17 protein-coding genes are annotated in these 19,572 nt (G+C 59.8%); 7 read left to right on the forward strand and 10 right to left on the reverse strand.

The window, feature by feature from the left end:
* Positions 1-2: 2 nt before the first annotated feature.
* Together VIQ49_RS09245 and VIQ49_RS09250 are read left to right on the forward strand one after the other, a co-directional pair.
* Entirely contained in the window at positions 3-1,445 is a 1,443-nt protein-coding gene (locus VIQ49_RS09245; RefSeq protein ID WP_331883547.1) for an SAVED domain-containing protein, read from the forward strand.
* 445 nt (positions 1,446-1,890) lie between these two features.
* Positions 1,891-2,964 carry a hypothetical protein gene (locus VIQ49_RS09250; RefSeq protein WP_331883549.1) on the forward strand — a complete coding sequence of 358 codons (1,074 nt, stop codon included), beginning with the start codon at positions 1,891-1,893 and terminating at the stop codon, positions 2,962-2,964.
* A gap of 427 nt (positions 2,965-3,391) precedes the next feature.
* Here the strand turns inward: VIQ49_RS09250 and VIQ49_RS09255 are convergent, their stop codons facing one another.
* From VIQ49_RS09255 to VIQ49_RS09265, 3 genes are all read right to left on the reverse strand, one after another.
* Positions 3,392-4,237 carry a hypothetical protein gene (locus tag VIQ49_RS09255; RefSeq protein WP_331883551.1) on the reverse strand — a complete coding sequence of 282 codons (846 nt, stop codon included), beginning with the start codon at positions 4,235-4,237 and terminating at the stop codon, positions 3,392-3,394.
* 429 nt (positions 4,238-4,666) lie between these two features.
* Positions 4,667-5,863 carry a hypothetical protein gene (locus tag VIQ49_RS09260; protein WP_331883554.1) on the reverse strand — a complete coding sequence of 399 codons (1,197 nt, stop codon included), beginning with the start codon at positions 5,861-5,863 and terminating at the stop codon, positions 4,667-4,669.
* Between the two features lie 283 nt (positions 5,864-6,146).
* Entirely contained in the window at positions 6,147-8,213 is a 2,067-nt protein-coding gene (locus VIQ49_RS09265) for a hypothetical protein (RefSeq protein WP_331883556.1), read from the reverse strand.
* A gap of 1,249 nt (positions 8,214-9,462) precedes the next feature.
* Between VIQ49_RS09265 and VIQ49_RS09270 the strand changes: the two genes are divergently transcribed.
* The 5 genes from VIQ49_RS09270 (at position 9,463) to VIQ49_RS09290 (ending at position 14,065) form a co-directional block, all read left to right on the forward strand.
* Positions 9,463-10,065 (forward strand): TetR/AcrR family transcriptional regulator, encoded by a 603-nt coding sequence (locus VIQ49_RS09270; RefSeq protein WP_331883559.1) that lies wholly within the window; start codon positions 9,463-9,465, stop codon positions 10,063-10,065.
* Positions 10,066-10,394: 329 nt separating this feature from the next.
* Positions 10,395-11,927: a nitric oxide reductase activation protein NorD gene (locus tag VIQ49_RS09275; RefSeq protein WP_331883562.1), complete on the forward strand. Its 1,533-nt coding sequence runs from the start codon at positions 10,395-10,397 to the stop codon at positions 11,925-11,927.
* 20 nt (positions 11,928-11,947) lie between these two features.
* The gene (locus tag VIQ49_RS09280; RefSeq protein WP_331883565.1) at positions 11,948-12,754 is read left to right on the forward strand and encodes a CbbQ/NirQ/NorQ/GpvN family protein; all 807 of its coding nucleotides are present in this window, start codon (positions 11,948-11,950) and stop codon (positions 12,752-12,754) included.
* A 141-nt stretch (positions 12,755-12,895) separates the two neighbouring features.
* Positions 12,896-13,615, forward strand: a complete 720-nt coding sequence (locus VIQ49_RS09285) for a hypothetical protein (protein WP_331883568.1) — start codon at positions 12,896-12,898, stop codon at positions 13,613-13,615.
* A gap of 30 nt (positions 13,616-13,645) precedes the next feature.
* A complete protein-coding gene (locus VIQ49_RS09290; RefSeq protein ID WP_331883571.1) occupies positions 13,646-14,065 on the forward strand; it encodes a hypothetical protein in 420 nt (139 codons plus the stop codon).
* A 68-nt stretch (positions 14,066-14,133) separates the two neighbouring features.
* Here VIQ49_RS09290 and VIQ49_RS09295 read toward each other — a convergent pair whose 3' ends face one another.
* The 7 genes from VIQ49_RS09295 to VIQ49_RS09325 all read right to left on the reverse strand — a co-directional run bounded on the left by VIQ49_RS09295 (position 14,134) and on the right by VIQ49_RS09325 (position 19,556).
* Positions 14,134-14,448, reverse strand: a complete 315-nt coding sequence (locus VIQ49_RS09295; RefSeq protein ID WP_331883573.1) for a hypothetical protein — start codon at positions 14,446-14,448, stop codon at positions 14,134-14,136.
* 59 nt (positions 14,449-14,507) lie between these two features.
* Positions 14,508-15,350 carry a TauD/TfdA family dioxygenase gene (locus tag VIQ49_RS09300; protein ID WP_331883574.1) on the reverse strand — a complete coding sequence of 281 codons (843 nt, stop codon included), beginning with the start codon at positions 15,348-15,350 and terminating at the stop codon, positions 14,508-14,510.
* A gap of 88 nt (positions 15,351-15,438) precedes the next feature.
* Positions 15,439-15,774 carry a hypothetical protein gene (locus tag VIQ49_RS09305; protein WP_414731604.1) on the reverse strand — a complete coding sequence of 112 codons (336 nt, stop codon included), beginning with the start codon at positions 15,772-15,774 and terminating at the stop codon, positions 15,439-15,441.
* A gap of 2 nt (positions 15,775-15,776) precedes the next feature.
* Positions 15,777-17,042 (reverse strand): aromatic ring-hydroxylating dioxygenase subunit alpha, encoded by a 1,266-nt coding sequence (locus VIQ49_RS09310; RefSeq protein WP_331883578.1) that lies wholly within the window; start codon positions 17,040-17,042, stop codon positions 15,777-15,779.
* Positions 17,043-17,093: 51 nt separating this feature from the next.
* Positions 17,094-17,882, reverse strand: coding sequence for an SDR family NAD(P)-dependent oxidoreductase (locus tag VIQ49_RS09315; protein WP_331883580.1), 789 nt, complete (start codon positions 17,880-17,882; stop codon positions 17,094-17,096).
* A gap of 13 nt (positions 17,883-17,895) precedes the next feature.
* Positions 17,896-18,957 (reverse strand): ferredoxin--NADP reductase, encoded by a 1,062-nt coding sequence (locus VIQ49_RS09320; RefSeq protein WP_331883582.1) that lies wholly within the window; start codon positions 18,955-18,957, stop codon positions 17,896-17,898.
* Between the two features lie 137 nt (positions 18,958-19,094).
* The gene (locus VIQ49_RS09325; RefSeq protein WP_331883584.1) at positions 19,095-19,556 is read right to left on the reverse strand and encodes a MarR family winged helix-turn-helix transcriptional regulator; all 462 of its coding nucleotides are present in this window, start codon (positions 19,554-19,556) and stop codon (positions 19,095-19,097) included.
* Positions 19,557-19,572: the final 16 nt, after the last annotated feature.

Below are 19,572 nucleotides of genomic sequence, written 5' to 3' on the forward strand. Positions count from 1 at the left end.
AAATGGCCGGCAACAAGATGCCCAGCGCGACCGGTGTGAGGATCGCCGGCGACAACTACCAGTGGCTCCATGTGTGGCGGGTGTGCATGGAAGCGTTGCATCACGACCTGACGAGTAAGACCGACAACCCCACAATCGCCGTCGGCGTCGAGGAGCCCGGCGTCGGCAATGGAGATGACGTCGTACAGCACCGACTACGGCCGCCGCACGCATATACGCAGGTCAAGTACGCCGTCGACAACCGAACAGCCGTGGGATTGAACTACTTGGCCGATGAAGGCATCCTCCGAAAGATGGTCGCTGCGCACAAGACGCTCGCTGCCGACGGCACCCCGGTAGAAATGCGATTGTCCACTAATCGCACAAACGATCCCAACGATCTGCTGATGCAACAACGCGAAGGCTGCGACGGCAGACTGGTGCCCCGCGGCGCTCGAGGTGGCCCGACTTCCGCATTGGGTAAAGCTCGCGCAGCCTGGGCAGAGGCGGCGAACACCGACGAAGCCAACCTGATGGCCTTCCTCGAAGACTTCCACCTCACGATCGCCTACGACCTGACGCGCCTACGCGATGAAGTGAGTCATTTAATGACTGCCAATGGCCTGCGATCAGACGACAACGCCGTCAGCCAAGGTGCAGACTGGGTGGCCGCACAGGTCCGAGCTGGTCACCGCCGACTCGACCTCGACGACATCAAGCAAGCAATCACTTCAATGGGCCTCCAGTCGGGATCACCATGGACGACCGTGTCCATTGCGACCATCAAACACGACGAACTCGCCGCGCAGGCCGCGGTGAGCATCGATTGGGTCGAACGGATCGCCGGCGAGAAGCCCTGGCACCGGGTTGCCCCAGCGACTCCTCACACGTGGGCAGATCTCGCCGCCGACATCTCCACCGTCCCATCACAACTCGGCGGCGTCCGGCGCATTCTCGTTAGCGGATCCATGCGGCAAGCTACCGGATTCCTGCTCGGAGCCGAACTTCGGCGTGTTCTGGGCTACGAAATCGGTATCCGCCAAGGAGATCAACTGTGGAGCAGCGAGGACGCGACCAACACTTTCCGCCTGCAGGTGGATGAGCACGCAACAGGCTCTGGCTCGGAGACGGCGCTCATTGTGAACATTGCCGCCAACGCAACCGATGCCGTGACCGACTGGATCCGGCGGACAGGACTACCCGTCGCCCAGATTGTTACCGCGGCCCCTGCGGCTGGTGTGGGCCCACGTGCCGTCACCAGCCCGGCCGCAGCCAACAGCCTTGCCGTCGAGATTCGAAATCTCGCCCGCCAGAATGCCCGCTCAGAAGCGCTGCATCTATTCCTCATCGGCCCACTCGGACTTGCCGTCCTACTCGGCCACCACTGGAACCGCGTCACGACCACCCGCGTCTACGAACACCTCGGCGCGCAGGACTACGTCTACGCCTACAGTGTCGACGCGTAACCGGCCTGATGGCCAGGGCTTCGCACGGCGACGGGACCCTGCCGTAGCCCAAGAGACATACTCATCGCAGGAGGAGGTCGCGAACTCATCGAACGACTCGACGCGCAGCGGGTGCTCGCCAACGCTCAAGAGCGACAGCGCGCCGCCGCAGCTGAGAGGGCGACCGTCGGTGACCCGTGTCCGGTAGCTTCACCCGGCAGGAGAGAGTAAGTTCTGTATGTGAACCGACCCACGATGTCGCTGCGAAAACAACCGGAGATGCATCTTTATTTACTTCACGCCCAGCGTTCGTGTTGCTAGCTCACTCGCTATGACGAAATCCCAGTCATCCATCCGCCAAGTTCGTTACGTTCGATCCAAACGTCGATTGTATCTCGATGGCACCGAGTCGAAGGACTGGACGCAAGGATGGTCTGTTCACCGCTACACGTCGAGCGGTTTCTTCGTGCCACTCGAGGTCGCAGAGGGAATTAGCCTCTCGTCACTGCGTCGGGCATTGGCGGCAGCAGCAGATCATGGCACTGTTCATGGCGAGTCGAGAGGCATAGAGTGGCCAGACCTCCCAGTCGACTCGGGCTCACTACTAATTGCCGACGCAACAGAGAACGTGTTCGACGGAAAGCACTCTCCAATCCACCCCGCTAGTCTTGTTCTCGTCGATGACGAATTGAGACTGCGAATTGATGTCGAGTTGACGAACAGAAGCATCGATGCTCAATCGGTTGGCGTAGCTATTAGGCCAATGCTCTCGCGGGCGAAGGCTAGTCTGGCCCATTGTTCCGTCGCAGAATCCGCAGGGTTCGCGGGAGGAAATTACCCGTGGGCGATCGATGTTAACCTAAACTTGCGTGGACGCACCGTCGGCGACGCACTAGAACTTGCTCAAAGCATCGAGGCACTATTGAAAGTCCTCGACGGCGGCAGACTCGGCGACAGTGCCGCTTGGGACCTCCTAGAGGCTGGTCAAGTCGCCGCACTCTTTGGACAGCCCGAGTCGGAGTGGCTCGAAGTGAAAAGTAAGGACTGGGACCTCGCCACCGAACCAGGAAAAATTGAGATGGCACAGGATATCTCACGCTTCGCTAACGGCGACGTATCAGCTGTCCTCGTGGTTGGTCTGGGGTCAAAGAAAGTAGATGGCGTTGACACCGTACATTGCGGACCTCCGAGCAGCTTTACTTCCAGAGATGCACACCGCCATCATCAAATCATCGACCAACGTGTGTATCCCTCAGTAGTGGGGCTTCGCGTCGCCATATTTCAGAAACCGGACGGTGGAGATGTTCTGGCCTTTCGGATTCCCCAGCAGCCTGCAGAGCTTAAGCCATTTCTTGTTCACGGCGCGGTAGTGGGCCCGAAGGTGGAAGGAGCATTCATCAGCATTGTCCGAAGACGCGGCGAACACAGCATAACTGTTTCACCCCAGGTTCTCCATGCCCAGATCGCCGCTGGTCGTGCCTTTCTTCATTCGACTGGAGCGCAGCCCCCAATCATCACGTCTTGCGAAACACCTACCTAACGTAGCCACTTACAGAGCGACCAATTTTTGCGTGCACCACTTAGTTCAGTAAACGCGTTGATTGACTATCTGCTGGGGTGAGCAGACAGGCAGAGACGTCAATCTCAGATCAGTCGGGCCACGTTTTGCAGTGGATCCCAGGCTTTGCGCTCGACGCGAGTCGCGATTCTGATCGTTTACGCAGGCGGTCAGTTCGCAAAGCCTGGTCTGAATGTCTAACAAGAGGCGCAAGCGGGCATACAGCGTGAAGCACCTCAGCCGTGGTGGATTCGTCAGCACGACGACGGCCACAGGTCTTCCGATCAGCAATTACGACGAGTACACCGAGTACCACTCCCGGGAAGTACCGAACGGACACCCCAGGAGTGGCCGACGACGGTGAAGACGACCCAGCCGCCCTCCGACGTATATCCCGGTAGATCCGCTTTCAGGAGAGTTCGAGGATCTTGGCTGCAAGTTCGTTGAGATCTTCGTGGCGTTCTCGACCGGCCCGAGCCGCTCTTACTGCCGCAGCCTCAATCGCTTCATTGACCAACTTCGTCTCAGCAGGGAAACACGGATTTGAACTAGAAGGATGTGAACTCAGAAACTTCTTGATGCTTCTGGGTCGAAAACTCTTGCCCTGCTGGATTTTTCTGGCCTGTTCGGCGCCGAGAAAGTCTTCAATTAACTTGTCCCATTCCCAATCCTGGTCCGCTGCACACCGATTCAGAATTAGATCCTCAGGAAGGTAACAGATGACATCCGGGCGTCTGACCCCGAAAAACCTAACCCGACCAAGACCATCAGATTCGATTCCAGCGCGAGCCAATTCCTTAAGATAGGTCAGCTCATCAACACCCCTGAGTTTCTCATCAGCGAGTGCTCTCGCCTTCTCCATATCGCCAGCCTCGGCGAGACTCACTATTTCAGTCCAAATCGGCTCAATCTCCTCCTGGACGGTGTTGTCCAGGACGACCAGAATCGGCACAGCGCTACCGTCGATCAGTAACTTCGCCTCGAGCAGTGTCGGAGCCTTCGCGCCGCCACGGAGTGGGAAAATGCCGGCTACCGCCGCATTCAGTTCCTTCCGGAGAAGGTGGGAGAAGACAACCTCGTCGTGTAGACCTTCGACCACAACGGCGACCTTCATCAGCGACTGGAGTTCTGCCGGTGTCAGGCCGAGTTCTTGCTCGGAACGTCGCCGAGACGTCGAGTCAATGAGGCTGATCGTGTTGTGAATGTCGAGCGAGGTGCCGCGCTCGACAGTATTGTCAACCCGAATCACGCTCACTTTCGGGTCGACAAGTGTGTAGTGCGAATGGCTGGCGATGAGAACTGCGACTTCGTCACGTCGCGCGACGTACGCGAGCGCCCCGGGAAGCCTGCGTTCGGCACTCAGATGCAGGCCCTGTTCTGGCTCGTCGCAGAGGACGATTGTCGGCCGTTCGCCGAAACCTCATTTCCGCGACCCCGAGAGCAATTTGCGCCCAGCGGAGTTCCGCAGCGGACAGGCTTTCGGCCATTGACGGTGAGGTGTCCACCGCACCAAGTTGGTGTACCCAATGTGGAACATTTCCCACGATCCAGTCGGACGGACCGCCAACACTGAACGACAGGCGCGGCGCCGGATCGAAGATCTGGCGGAGGGTGTCATTCGCGCGCTCACCGACCCGTTCAACCTCGTTACGTATGCCGTCACCGAGCTCTCCACGCTCATCCGTCAGTCCGAGTTTCGGATTGCTCGTCTCAGCTCGTGCAATGTAAAGCGCCGATTCCAGCGTGGACCTGCCCCCGTCCAGTGACGGTCCTCAGTACCCCCGACGAGATCCGCAGCAGGCACCTCGATCTCGAAGCCAAGATCGTATACAGGTATCTGAGACCACTCCGGAAGCGACGCGTCATTGTTCCAGTTGAAGGTGTTGCCTACATAGTCGACGACAGCGCGCACTCCGCCGTCGTAGGCCCCACTTCCGTGTCTTCTTGGCGGACGACCAAGGATAGGCTCCGCGGCGTTCGGCCGATACCAATCTTCGTCTTCCAAGTCCAACTCGGGCAACTCATCTGGCGAGTCCACCCCGATCCGGACCCGACGAAGCTCTTCGGGTCTGGGATGGTACGCAAGCCAGACCCGCCACCGCGGCGCGCCGGTGGTCCCGGTCGCGACGAGGGAAAGTCGGCCCTGGTGGGTGAACTCGGTGAGTCGGTAGTAGACGTCGTTGTCCGCTTCGGAGTTAAAGGTTTGCGCTAGCAGGTTTTCGATCAGATCCAAGAGAGTTTCCGGGCTCTTGTGAGCATACGAGTCGTGGGGGTCTGCTTCCTTGCGGGTTTCCTCCGCTTTCTTGCCCAACACTGCTTGGGCAGCCCTCTTTGCACCTTTCGCAATGGCGGCCAGAAGGGGGCTGGAGTTGTAGTGACGGTCAGCGACATCGACGAGCCTGAGGTGAAGGTGGGCAAAACTCTGTCGCGGCAGGTAATGAAGGATGTCCACAACCTCCTGAGGCTGGTGAGAAAACGCCGCGTCGCTCACGGCTGACTCCACGATGCGTAGCAACTGCGTCTTGCCCGCGCCGTTGCGGCCGTAGAGGGCCTGCACGCCTCCGCTCAGCGGCATGTGGACTACGCCCGTAACCGGCCCGACATGGCCTCCGGTGACAGATAGGAGTTCATAGTGCCGATTGCCGATACCCAAAGCTGTTTCTTTCAACTTGACCTCTACAAGAACAACCCGCTGCTCCGCTTCGTTCGGCAGCTCCTCGATCTCGGCGATTTCGAACTGCGTCGAGTCCTCCGCTGCACCGCGGCCCACATCTCGCGGCGCTGCCTTACCCATCGCATTCTCCTCTAAGTCGCACAGTCGTCGCCGGCGCTCGACGAAGTAGGAATCGAAATCGTCGGCGCGCAGAGACGTGGCCGGCACCAGTCTCGGAGTCCCCCAGCGTGGTCACCGGCCAGTGGGCGTTCCGGACGAACGATTGGGGAGGGCAAATCGCCAGTTTGCGCAACAAGGTTGACCTCGAGAACGCGCTCGTGTGAGTGAAGGCGAATCCATTCCAACGCGATTGAGCCGCTCGGCAACGGCGCCCTGTCCACCTCAATCGAAGTTTTGCTTGAGAGCTGAGATTTCCAATGTAGGCGCGAACATAGCGAATCCTCGCTGACCAGGCTCCAGCCGCAATCTCAGCGCCTCTGTGCAGACGAATCTAACGCAGGTAGAGCTGTTGTTTGAGCTCCTGTTGATTGTCGAAAATCAATCCGTACGCTCGCTCTGCTCCGATCTGTGGCGCCTCTTCTGTTATGTATGCGTTGAGCCTCGCTTCCGCATCCCCGATGCCTTCTCCGGCCTCAGGGCAGATTGCGAGGAAAAACGCTGGCCGGCCCCAAGCGCCATCGAACGAGAAGACACAATGGTGGTAGGCGCTATCGGCTTCAGCGCGGTCGACAAGCTCCGTGATGTAGTCGAGAACTTGTTGTTGTATTTTCCCAGCCAATGACAAGAGATCGGCACCGCACCGCATCCACCCAGGGAGGTGCAGGGCAGTGATGGCATCGATGAGTTCGAGCATCGCGGGAACACCGTTGTACGGCGGTTTCTCCGCCGATTCTCCATCGGGAAGATGGTGTCGGTCCATCCAAATAGTGAGGTCGGCACACTCGTCGCCAATCATATTGATGCCAGTCGCGTTACTTTCGTCTATCCATAGATCACCTTGCCGGAAGCACATATAGAAATCGAGTTCGTCAAGGGCCCAGTAGTGCTTGGTCACCGGACTGTCTGTGCGAATTCTGAGATAGTGAAGGAACTCCGCGGGTCTGTCAGAGACCGCCGCAATGGTGGCGAGGTCGTGGAGCGAAATAATCAAGGGCGGCTTGGTCATGCTGACAACGCCGGCCTCCTGAAGTTGACCGATCGCGGTGCCGAGCGGACCGACGTCATCGAGGAGTGCAGTTACCGAACGGATTTCCCGGACATGCGACAGATCCAACCAGGTCTTGTCGCCGAGCCATATGCCCCGGTTGATCTCAATTAGCTCCTGCAGCCGTTTCGCCTGATCGCAGGCATCACCTACGGTCGCAGCCAGGTCACGCGAAAGCCGCCTGAGGTCGCCACGCCGCGCTTGATCCGCCATGGACTTACCTTTGGTTTCCACGACAATTGCGACGTCGTCCACTACAAAGAGGCCATCGCCCTCGACCTGTTTGGACACCTCATTCAGGTCCAAGCACTCGGAATGTAGGAGGGCGACCTGGCCAGCATCTTGCGGCGCGTAGTACTTGAACCCGGATTGCGCCGGCGGAGTATCAAGGAGCGCTGTGAGTTCATCTATGGCTATCTGCTCGCTCATAACCACCCGGAGTTTTTTATCGTAGGAGTTGAAATCCCTGCCGTTGGAAGTGAGGGCCTTTTCAAAGATTCGGCGCAAAGAATCGTTACCCACTTCATTTGAAGTGGCCACGAATCTGCCGTCTCCGTCGGAAACAAGAGGCGTAACGAGGAACGGGTTGGTTCCCACCAGCACGTCATAGATTCGATCAATAGCACAGATCGACTGGTCAAACGACTGCGAATACGACGTCAACACAGGGAGCGCAACATCGACGCTGATACCTGCTGCGGCAGCGACTTCGTGCGCGGTAAACGTCGCACGGTCACCTGGCAGGAACATGAACGAGACCATCTGCGACATAAATTCTCCGACCTCTGCCGCGGGTACCTCTGCCGGTGGAACATTCTGGTTGCGCAACAGTATGTCTGCGGTGCCATCCCTGAGCGCAGTCATCCGCTCCGACGACAGGGCGGCGATAGCCGAGCGAACGGCGACGACATCTGGATACGTATACCCGAGGTGCTTGCGCATCAACTCAGCCGCACGTTCGTTGTCGAACAGCCGAGCTTCGTGTGCGTCTCGAATGGCGACATACTGCATGTTACGGATTGTGACGACTGAGCCTTGATATTCAGCTGCAAGCCTGGCAAGAACGTCATCGCTGAATCGGACCTCTGCGAGTTGCCTAGCCTGAGCGAGCCGACCCAGGCGCACGGCGCGGTGGTGTAGCTCGTTGACCGCCATATGTGGTCGGGTTTCACTACGAGGCCGAAGGTCGGGCTTCCGACAGTCTCGCGATAGCAGCAAGGCGGCGACTAGCTCGATGGCCAGCGCACTGCTACCGGGAACGACGACCCGTGGATCGGGGACCGGCGGGAGCTCGCGCATTCGCATGAGCTCTATGACGTCGAACGCGTCGGAGTCCTCGATAAATGCGGCCATCGCATCAGCCTCAAGACGGATCTGATCACGTAGTATTTGTCTCGCGTCGAGAGCTGTTTCGCATCCAGCGAAAAGACCTATGTCTTCTACCCAGTTGGCAAGGTCTGGAGCCGCCGAATGGTCCCGAAGGCCCAGTGGGTCAATTCGACGGGTGCGTGCCGAACTCTTGCGGCGTCCCCTCTTACGATTCTTCGCTCGTTTTCCCATCTCTCTCCTGTCTCAGTGGGCGCCAACCAGCTCACGAGAAGGCTCCATGGCACGTAGTCGCACGGCACCCAAATTACTATCGGTGACCGACAAGGCATGAGAGCCGCAGGTACGAAAAGTGATCCAGCGGCGCCAGGTTTTTGTCGTGACGACATACGGCCCAGCAACGAGACAAACATGATCAAGCCGACTCCACGACGACGATTGCTGCGGCGAGTCGTCGCCAACCGCAGGGAGCTACGCGATTGGGCAGCCCCTCTCCGCTGGCGGGGTTCAACGAGGAGGCGGCATTGACGACACGCCTCACCGATGGACGAGTAGTCGTAGGGAGTATTCGAGGTCCAGGGCCTCGTACGTACATACATGCAGTTCAGAGCCTCATTGCAAGCGAGTCCAGACTTTCCGCCAAAACCAAGTCCGGGATTTCACCGTCTTCCCAGCTCACCAGTCCAGACTTTCAACGAGCGCGGCACCGGCTGCCGCGGTCGCCCTAAGTCTGGGCTGGATGACGCACACTCACCGCGACGGGCTACTCCTGCGCGGGTATGCACCGCAGGCCAGCACCACCCAACCCGATCTGCACTTCTACCCGCTCCCGCCCAACTCAGCGCCGCCACCACGCCGATCCCAGGAACCCAGCCCCGGACTACGGAGTAGAGCGACCAACCGAGCGACATCGGCCACGGAACGGACCCCGTCGTCGACGCGAAAGGATCGAACGAACCCCGATCTCGGACCGCACAGGCAGGCAACGAGCGCAGTCAACTCCGCGAATACGCGCTGCCATGATGAACCACCTCTCGGAGAACCATCGCCATCGACGCTGCCGGTTCGCGCAAAACCGAACACCTCCAGACGAGGAAGGGCCTCGCGGCGTGGGCAGAGACCGCTTCGAACATGTGGTTGCTCCGCGATTTCCCAAGCCAATTTCCCACGAATCGCACGCTCGCGCTCATTCGGCGACGATCAATTCGGTCACGGAACCTAGACTCGTTCAGATGATGGTCATGGCAACGCCGCAGAGAAGGGACCCCAGCCGCAGATGAGCGACAAGCCGAACGGGCGCGAGGCGCAACGCCTCGAGACACGTCGCCGGATCTTCGACGCCGCGGTCGCGGAGTTCAAGCGAAGGGGTGTGGCCGACGCAGATGTCGGCACGATCGTCGCCGACGCAGGTGTCGCCCGTGGAACTTTCTACTTCCACTTTCCCAGCAAGGAACACGTGCTCATCGAGATCGAGAACGACGAAGTTGCCAGAGCGGCAAAAGATCTCGAACGCTTCATCACCAAGTCTCCAGACTTGCCCGCGGTTTTGTCCGAGACCGTTCGTCTGACGAAATCTGCAAAGCGCCGACTGGGGAAGAACCTCTTCCGGGATGTGCTGGCGCTGTACTTCTCCCCCACCCGACCGCAACTCGATCCCGCACCCGCCAAAGGCCTGTCCGTCATCGAACTGGTTGTCACCCAAATCGAACTGGCCCGCGACCGCGGTGAGATCTACGCCGACGTCGACCCCGCGCACAGCGCGCTCTTCTTCTTCTTGGGCCTCTACGCCTACCTGACCGTGAGTCACGACGGTCCACCCGATCCCAGCGCGCTCGACCAGTACGTGGCCACCGTGATGCGGGGTCTCGAACCCCGCTGACCGAGCCCTGTACTGACTCACCGACATCCACGCAGTCTGCGCACTGGCGTTCCCTACGCTCCAGCCGGTTTCGGGACCCAATCACTCTCACTGACTCAACTCATTGACTCATTTCATTGACAGAAGTCAGTGAGTTGGTCTAGAACTGACACCATCATCAGATCGAGATGGGGTCTTGAAAATGTGGCTGGACATTCTGCGACTGGTGGTCGCGTGGAGCGCAATGGGTGCGGTCATCGCATTCTGGTACTGGGTCATGAAGAACATCGGAACCTTTTGACGAACGCGCCCGACGATGCGAACGAGCCTTGCGTGGAAGGGATTCCGATATGACAGTGACAGTGATTCCATCGCCACTCTCACTGGAACGTACCTGCGGCCTGATCGCTGTCGCGTTCTCGGGACATCGCCGCAGCGGTGCGCGGCTCATGACGGGTGTGCGTCGAAGCTTCGGAGTCGACCGAACCCAGACCATCGTCGAGGTGCCCTACCCGCCTCCGCAGACCGACTGGACGACAAGAACGCTGACCTGTGGTGTCGCACTGCAGTGTTCACCCTCCAAAGAAGACATCGGACGCTATCCACTGCACGAACTCTCACCTCGCGAACTCGCGGCATTGACCATTGTCGAGGCAGAGGTCGCGCTCGGATGGATCGCCGAGCACTGGCCAGGTCTGGTACCTGAACTCAATCGCATCTTGGCCGGCGTCCCGATTCCCGACCACCCGTACAACGCCACCGAGATGCTCCGGCGCGCGGACGTGATGGCCCGTTCCAGAGATTCGATCGTCCCGCATCCACTACTCGGGCAGTTGCCGCTGCAGAGTCCGCCGGGTCGAGGTCTGGCGGCCGCGATCAAGCGGACATACGGCCGCATGCCGTGGTCCTCGCCACGTAGCGATGCCCAGCGACTCCTGTCGATTCCGGTAGGAGGCGAAGGCGGAGTGCGCAATTCGAACATGCCACCACCGAGCCGTCCCGAGGACGAGGACATCGAGATCCGGCCCGACCAGCGGGTGGGCATCCCCTATCCCGAGTGGAACGCGTGGCAGGACTCTTTCCTCGTCGACCACGTCGCAGTGCTGGAGCGTAAACATCGGGGCACCGGCTCACCGGGATCGCCGGTGTCAACCGATCTCAGACGATGGTTTGCCGAACACACCCACCGGTCGATCAAGACCCGGATGGAAGACGGCTCCGATCTCGATGTCGACGCGTACGTCAACCACCACCTGGACCTGCTCACCGGCGACGCCGCCGAGCCACGAGTGTTCCGGGAACTGCTGCCCACGTCGAGGGACGTCACCACCGCGTTGCTACTCGACGGCAGCTCGTCACTCGGAATTCGTCGTGGCGAGGTCTTCGATCTGGAATTGGCCTGTGCCGACGCACTTTCCAGGGCCATGATGCTCACAAAGGAACGACACGGGGTCTTCGTGTTCAGCGGCAACACCCGACATCGAGTCGAGGTCAACTGCCTCAAGGACTTTGACGACCCGCGCTTGGCGATCCCTAGCGGTTCCGGCCTGGTCACCGGCGGATACACCCGACTCGGTGCTCCCATTCGGCACCTGACAACCCGGCTGCTGGCCCAGCCGTGCGAGCGACGTCTACTCATCGTGATCGGTGACGGCCTGATCTCCGACGAGGGGTACGAGGGTCGGTACGCCTGGGCCGATGTCGCCCACTCGCTCGACGAAGCCGACGAAGCCGGAGTATCGGTCTACTACATCGGTGTCGGTCCGGCACGCGTCGACCCGCTCCCCGAGGTATTCGGCCCGAGACGGTCCCAGCGAATCCGGCTGGTTGAACAACTCCCCCAAGTTCTGGCTCAGGTTCACCGTGAGCTGGTCAGCGTATGAAAGATTGGAGCACAACGACTTTGACAACCGACCTCTACCTGCCCACTGGCAGCGAAATCGAGATGTTCGGGCGCGCTTTCGATCAGCAGCTACCGGTGATGCTGACCGGTCCCACCGGTTGTGGCAAGACCCGGTTCGTCGAGCACATGGGTGTACTGCTCGACCGTCCCATTGTCACCATCAGCTGCCACGACGACCTCACCAGCTCCGATCTCGTCGGACGCTTCATGGTCACCGGCGGCGACGTACGGTGGACCGACGGCCCACTCACCCGCGCGGTGAAGGAAGGTGCCATCTGCTACCTGGACGAAGTGGTCGAAGCCCGACACGACTCCCTTGCGATACTCCATTCCCTCACCGACCACCGCAGATCCCTGTATCTCGACCGGGCCGGCGAAGTCGTCGATGCGCCGAGTTCCTTCATGGTTGTCTGTTCCTACAATCCTGCCTATCGCAGTTCACTCAAAGAGCTCAAACCTTCCTTCCGGCAACGGTTTGTCACCCTCCCGATGGACTACCTGCCGCCCGACCGCGAAGCTGCCGTTCTGATCGCCGAAGCAGGTATCGAGATGGCTGTGGCGAACCGGCTCGTCCAGTGCGCGATCAGCATCAGAGAAGCAGATGCGGCCTACCACTTCGAGCCACCATCGACGCGTGTGCTCGTGACCGCGGCCAGGCTCATCGCCGCAGGCGCATCGGAGATGCAAGCAGCCGAGGCGTCGATACTGGCCCCCCTGAGCACGGACGGTGCCATCAGCAGCGGCTTGAGAGAAGTCGCGGCAGCGAGTCTCGAGACTGCCGAATACCAAGAAGCACCATCACATTGAGCGAGGAGCTGCACATGAACGAACAGGACAGACGGCGCAAACGAGCGCTGATCGTCTTCCAGATCTTTGCGTACGGCTTCCTGCTGTCGCAGTTCCTGATCCAGCTGTACATGTACACCGCCCGGGATTGGTAGGCCGACAATGAATCTACCTTCGATCAACCTGCGACGCGACAAGAACGAAGGCAAGACGTCCGCCTCCTACGACGAACACCAAGACGATTCTCGCCGCGCACAACGAGAAGCCGACTGGTGGCTCACCATCGGCACACTCCTCATGGGCACGCTGGTCCTCGGAATCATCGGTCTGCCGATCTTCCTCCGAGGCGTATGGCTCCAGCGACGAGCGCAACTCGAAGGGCTTTCAGTCCGCCCCATCATCGTCACACTCATCGGCTACCTCGTGATCCTCGACGCCGCGCTCAACAGCCTCGGGTGGGCACTGGATCTGATCGCCAACCACACCTTGATCAACCGTGTGATCCTCACCGCCTGGGGAAACATGTTCGATGCGGGCTACTTCTGGCACTACAACGAGTTGTGGATCGGCGGTGCGGGTGGTCCGGGTGAAAAGGGCTGGGAGGTCGCCCTCATGCTCACCGTGTTCCCGATGCGCATCGCGGCCGGCATCGCCTTCCTTCAGATGAAACGCTGGGGACATCAATGGATGATCGTCACCTGCTGGTTCGGAGTGGTCATCTGGATCGGCTACACGTTCAACATGACGATGTACGCCGACGTGCGCTACTCAGGCGTTGTGCTCCCGGTGATCGGCTGGTGGCTGTATGACATCTTCTACATCACCCCATTTCTGGCGATTCCCTACTTGCACACGGTAAATCGAGAAATCTTCACCGACTGAGCACCACATCCCCTCAAAGGAGACAACAGAATGTCCACTGAGACACCAAAATCAGAATCGGACGAGGATTCAGCCGGCGAGGCCCTGCCACTGGGTACCACTGCGCCATATGCCCGGATGCACAAGTTCATCAGACGCGGGGTGTTCGTCTGCCTGTTCGCCCTTGTCATCGAAGGCGCATTCACCGTTCCGGCACTGGCTATCTGGTACGGCTATCCCACACTGTCATTCCAGGAGATCTGCAGCGAGATGATGAAGGTCCGCTACTCAGACGACACTCTCGAATGCGAATATCCATACCCCCTGTTCGGCCCACCCGAGGGCGCCGGCCAACAGACCGCCGAAGACGAATGGGGTGTCCAGCCCAAACCCGGCTGGGACCCGATCGGCTTCCGCGAACTCGTCAAAAACCACGAGGAGCGCGAGGCCCGCGAAGCCGCCGGAAAGTAGTCGCCGGCGGACCGGCATCGCCGATCGAGGGCCCATCGCCGCGGCCAGTTGGCCTTCGGCGAAATCCGTCAGACCGCGAACTCGCTCACCAGCGCGAAGTAACGTTGCGACGGGGGTGGATCAAGTTTGACTGCAACGGGTTTTGTCAACCTTCCCGCCGCGGCGGCGGCTTGTAGACTCACCTTGGCTGTGTCGATGTCGGTATCGATTTCATAGACGGCCACGAACTTCGTTCCATCCGCAGATGTGAAACGACGTGCGGAAACGAAGCCGTCGACGGTCAGGATCTCGGGGATGTGAATCTCGTCGTACCACCTGTTGAACTCATCGGCCGAATCCGACGTCATCGGCTCGCTCTCGACCAGAAATATTCCGCTGGGCATCTCGTCTCCTGTCAGGGTGGATCTAGGTTGATCACGGGTGATTTTCACGGGTGTGAAAGCTATTCGATCGGTTCATCTCCGAGGACCGTCGTACGGAGCATCTCCCGCGGCGAGTCGGGTGCGTAGGGCGAAGCACGGTGCAGCACACCCCGATTGTCCCAGATGACCGTGTCACCAACGGACCATTCATGCCGGTACACACAGTCGGGTGTTGTTGTGCGCTGCAACAGCTCGTCGAGCAGAGCCCGTCCTTCGTCGAGGTCCATACCAACAACATGGTCGGCAGAGGCGCCCAGGACCAATGAGCGGCGTCCGGAACGGTGGGTCCAGATCAATGGATGCTCTGATATTGGACGGGATCGCCAGCGTTCAAGTAGGTCGGGCGCCGGGTCAGGGGTGACCCTCCGCTGGGATGCTTCGAGTGAATGTACAACCCTCAACGACGCGAATCGCTGTTTCTCGTTCTCATCCAACGCATCGTACGCAGCATAGGAGCTGGCAAACTCCGTTTCGCCGCCGGTCTCGGCCACCCTTTTGGCGCTCAGAACGGTAGCCTTCTGGGGATACTCGTCACCGATGGGGGTGCAACCGTCGATGTGCCAGTCGAACGTCGCTCGAAGGTAGCCGGCCGACGAGTTCTTGGAGGTGTCGAGAGTGACGCGGTAGATACCCGGGACGTGATGATGTCCCTCCGAGTAGTCGATGCCACCGAGTCGCTTGCAGAACTCGACCTGGGTTTCGGGGTCTATGTCCAACCCGCGAAACAACAGGACGCCGTTGTGTTCCAGCGAATCGAGAATCGCCGATGCCAATGCGTCGTCCGATGCCAGCCGGTCGGCATCGACCCCGACCACCTCGGCGCCGACAGACGACGTCAACTTCTCCACGGTGAGCAGACTCATGCTCCCATCCCTTTCCATCGAGACTGTGGCGTCGGCCTTTCGCCGAAACCCCCAGCATTTCGCAGATTGACAACACGCCCTGTGATGCTCACGGCGCCGGCTCCCGAACTCTGGACAACACGGCATCTGCGGCATCAACAGCTTTGGGCTGCTTGAATATCTCGATCGACATCGACACCGTGATCAGCGAGTACACGAGGTGCAGGAGGTTCACGGCGTCCTCGGGCAGCTCGTCGAGTGGGAACGAGTCGCAATACTTGATCCCGTCTTCGAGGCGCGGAAAGAATGCGTCGTAGAACTCGGACATGTCCGCCATCGAACTGGCCAGACGCTTGTCGTACCGCTCCTGTTCGGTGCCCAGACACCAGTCCTGTGCAAAACGCTCGAGGTCCGCGAACTCGGCAGGCAGCAGTGTGTCCGGCATCGTCACACTCCCGCCGTCACGCGCTGCTGCGCCTGGTAGTTGTTCACCCAGTCGGCGACGACCTTATGGAAATGGCGGACGAGAACTTCCTGGTCATTCAACGGAAATCCGTCGACGACACCGGTTTCGAGTGCACTCTGGGTGCCACCGAGCATGCCCGCATCCTGCAGCGCAAACTCCTTGAACACGACGGACGACACCTCATGCGCAACGCGTTCGCGGACATTGCGTGCGGGGTGATAGGCGAGATAGCCTTCGAAGCGGTGGGTGTTGTGGGATGTCGGCCAATACCGGTACAGCAGGTACCAGCCCCCATAGACAAGTATTTCGATGTTGGGAAAAATCTGAAAGTTGCTTATTCCCCAGTTCTCGATTCTGCCGGGGTTCAGGCCCGCCGACAGTTCACCCAGGTCCGGTGTCTCCCAGGGACCTACGAGTCCACTTCGGGTGGCCCTCTCGATCGGATACATGAACTCCGGTGCCAGGGTCCATCGGCGCGCACCTGCGGTACTGACCAATCGGTGTGGTCCATCGATCTGAAAGTGTGCACACTCGAACGCGGCTTCGGGATCGCGCACCGCCGACGGAACCTGTTGCGAATGAAGCGCGGGCACATGGTAATACTCCTGGAACGCGTCTTCGAAGATCTTCCAGTTGCTGTTGTTGTTTCCCACAAAGTCGTATCGCTCGGTCAGTTTGCCGAACGGGTAGTCGTCGAGCGCGGTGATCATCGGCCCGAGGAACTCGCGCAACGACTGCTGCGGCTCGTCCGCGAGGTTCACGAAGATGAACCCGTTCCAGACGTCGCAGTGGATCTCAGCCAGACCGTAGCTGTCCTTGTCCACATCGAAGAACTCGCCCTCCTGCTGGATGAAGGTGAGCGCTCCGTCGAGGTCGTATCGCCAGCCGTGGTACTTGCAGGTGAACTGTCGACAGGTGCCGTGCGTCTCATCGTTCGGAAAGTCGTTCCACATCAACTTGTTCCCGCGGTGACGACAGATGTTGTGAAAAGCCTTGACAGTCCCGTCCTTGGTCCGCACCACCAGGATTGACGTCTTGACGACCTCGAGTTCCTTCGTGAAGTAGCTTCCCGTTCGCGGGACATCCTCGACCCGGCCGAGGTTCAGCCACGCACGCCTGAAGATCGCCTCACGTTCGAGTTCGTAGAACTCGGGCGAATACGAATCGCGCAGGGAAATCGGACCGGTTCCCAATTCGGGGTAGTGCTCGGTCCAGCTCCCCTCGGATGGCTTGGCGTACTTGACCATCGTGTTCCTTCCTTCGTGACGTTCGGACTTCGGAGTTGGTCTGGAAGATGCTCAGATCACGGACCCGCCGTTGACGCCGACAACCTGACCGGTTATGTATCCGGCCTCTTCGGAGCAGAGAAATGCTGCGGTAGAGGCGATGTCGTATCCGGAACCGAGGTGCCCTACCGGAATTGCCTTGACCATGACCTCATTCGATGGCAGGTTGCCCATCGCCTGGGACTGATGTTGCATCGGCGTCTCGATACCCGACGGCGGAATCGTGTTGACGGTGATGCCGCTGCGTGCATACTCGCGCGCCAAAGACTTGGTCAACGCGATGACCGCGCCTTTCGACGCGGCGTAATGAGCCATCCCGGGTGAACCGCGCTGCGCACTCGACGACGAGATCGTGACGATGCGGCCCCATCCTCCGGCAACCATGTCATCGATCACGGCCTGGCAACAATGAAAGGTCCCATTGAGATTGACGTCGATGACCTTGGTCCAGGATTGCGCAGTGATCTCGGAGAACTTGTCGAAGGCGACAAGGCCTGCGCTGGTCACCAATACTTCGATCGGGCCGAGTTCGCTGCGCACCTTGGCAAAAGCATCATCGACGAGCACCCGATCGGTCACGTCGACGGCGACACCAACGGATTCTGCTCCCGAGGCCCTCAACTCCTCTGCGACACGATGCGCGCCGTCGCCGTCCACATCTGCCACTGCGACGCGATACCCCCGGCCGGCCAGTACCCGGCACGTGTCAGCACCCATTCCGGAGGCGCCACCCGTCACCACAGCTGTCCGCCGGCGCGCGGCCGATCCACTCGTCGCGCCGGCCATCTCACTGCTTTGCATGGTGAGAACCCCTCTACTCGTAGTCAATTCGAACCGATGTGGTCATAGGTATGGACTGGCACGTGAGAATCCAGCCATCGTCGATCTCGTCCTGTGTCAGCACGTCGTTGTTCATCATCGTCACCTCGCCGTCAACCAGTCGAGCGATACATGTTGCACAAGAACCGGTTTCGCATTGCGCCGGCGGTCGGATGCCTGCCGCCCGGCCGGTCTGCAACAACGTGTTCCCTTCTCGGTAGTCGACGACGGTTTTGCGCCCATTGAGCCTGATGCCGACCGTCTCGGTCATCGAGGCCCCGGCGTTGGCGTGAGCCGAGATGGTCGGCTTGACAAACCTCTCCGTACGGAGACGTTCGAGATCTGATCCGGTCGTTTTCAACGCGGCCTCCACGGTGTCCATGAACGGCCCGGGCCCGCAGATGAAATAGTCGGCGTCCTCGTCGACTCCGAGGACAAAGGTTCGGACCTCGTCAGCGTCAACAACACCGTTGTCGCTGTCCAAGTGATGCTCAACGGTCAATCGGCTCGGATACACATTGATCAGTTCATCGAGGCGGCCGGCGAAGATCACCGAATCCTGGTCCCGATTCGCGTAGAGCAGTCGAATCCGCCGGCTCGATGTCGCAAGAGCCGACCGGATTATCGAGAACACCGGGGTGATGCCACTGCCACCCGCAAAAGCTACGATCTCCCGATCTTCGCCGGGGCCCAGCACAAAAACACCACCAGGACCGGACACTTCGACTTCACTGCCGCCGTCGATGTTGTCGTGCACCCAGTTGGAGACCACTCCGCCGCGTTCACGCTTGACCGTGACCTGAAGGTTGCGGTCGAGCATCGGCGCGGAGGACATCGAATAGCACCGATCGTGCACACTTCCATCGATCTCGACCCGCAAGGTCAAGAACTGGCCCGCGCGGTAGGTGAAGGCTTCGCCGGACACTGTTGAGGTGTCGAGGAGCAGGGAAACGGTGTCTGCCGTTTCCCGGATCACCTGTGTCACCGGCACGCGATAGAAGGCCTCATCCGCCCGGCGGGAGGAGACGTGGGTGAGAACGCGGGGTTGTGCAGTCAACGGATCGGCCCTCCAGGTGGTCTCGTCTAACCGAGGCTCTCGAAGGCAACAGTATCAAGCACTTGAGATGTTCTCAAGTAGTTGAGATTCCTTCGGTGCCGGCGAACAGGTACCTATGACAAGATGACGAAAGCGGGTCAGTCCTCTTGCTGTGGCGCAAGATCGACGATCTCGGCGCCCTGATCCACGATTCTCCGGAGCAGCCGGCGCAACTCTTCTTGGTCATCGTCGGCGAGAACGCTGAACAATCGGTCATGGGCGGCGACCGCATCTGATCGGCACACCGAGGTCATCTGCAGACCCTGATCAGTGAGATACGCACGGAGAATCCTGCCGTGGTGTGGATCACGACGCCGTTCCACTATTCCGCGACGCTCCAGAGCCGCCAGCGCCAGCTGCGCTGCTTGTGGGGTGATGAGCAGGCGGCGAGCCAGTTCGGCGCCCGACAAACCGGGTTCGTCTGCCAACTGGTTCATCAAACCGATCTGCGCCGTGCTCACGCCGTGCCGGCTCAAGGCATCATTGACCGATTCCCGCGCATAGTAGAACGTGCGCTTGAGGAGCCACAAGATGTCCTGAGTGTTCTCGGCTGGTTCCACTCTCACACCATGCCGC

This window comes from Williamsia sp. (assembly GCF_036566845.1).
Lineage (GTDB): Bacteria > Actinomycetota > Actinomycetes > Mycobacteriales > Mycobacteriaceae > Williamsia.

Excerpts from the sequence above, each read along its gene's own strand:
- VIQ49_RS09310 (WP_331883578.1), bottom strand. The coding sequence starts at position 17,042 with ATGGTCAAGTACGCCAAGCCATCCGAGGGGAGCTGGACCGAGCACTAC.
- VIQ49_RS09265 (WP_331883556.1), bottom strand. The coding sequence starts at position 8,213 with ATGGCCGCATTTATCGAGGACTCCGACGCGTTCGACGTCATAGAGCTC.
- VIQ49_RS09270 (WP_331883559.1), top strand. The coding sequence starts at position 9,463 with ATGAGCGACAAGCCGAACGGGCGCGAGGCGCAACGCCTCGAGACACGT.
- VIQ49_RS09295 (WP_331883573.1), bottom strand. The coding sequence starts at position 14,448 with ATGCCCAGCGGAATATTTCTGGTCGAGAGCGAGCCGATGACGTCGGAT.
- VIQ49_RS09275 (WP_331883562.1), top strand. The coding sequence starts at position 10,395 with ATGACAGTGACAGTGATTCCATCGCCACTCTCACTGGAACGTACCTGC.
- VIQ49_RS09245 (WP_331883547.1), top strand. The coding sequence starts at position 3 with ATGGCCGGCAACAAGATGCCCAGCGCGACCGGTGTGAGGATCGCCGGC.
- VIQ49_RS09285 (WP_331883568.1), top strand. The coding sequence starts at position 12,896 with ATGAATCTACCTTCGATCAACCTGCGACGCGACAAGAACGAAGGCAAG.
- VIQ49_RS09315 (WP_331883580.1), bottom strand. The coding sequence starts at position 17,882 with ATGCAAAGCAGTGAGATGGCCGGCGCGACGAGTGGATCGGCCGCGCGC.
- VIQ49_RS09300 (WP_331883574.1), bottom strand. The coding sequence starts at position 15,350 with ATGAGTCTGCTCACCGTGGAGAAGTTGACGTCGTCTGTCGGCGCCGAG.
- VIQ49_RS09290 (WP_331883571.1), top strand. The coding sequence starts at position 13,646 with ATGTCCACTGAGACACCAAAATCAGAATCGGACGAGGATTCAGCCGGC.
- VIQ49_RS09305 (WP_414731604.1), bottom strand. The coding sequence starts at position 15,774 with ATGCCGGACACACTGCTGCCTGCCGAGTTCGCGGACCTCGAGCGTTTT.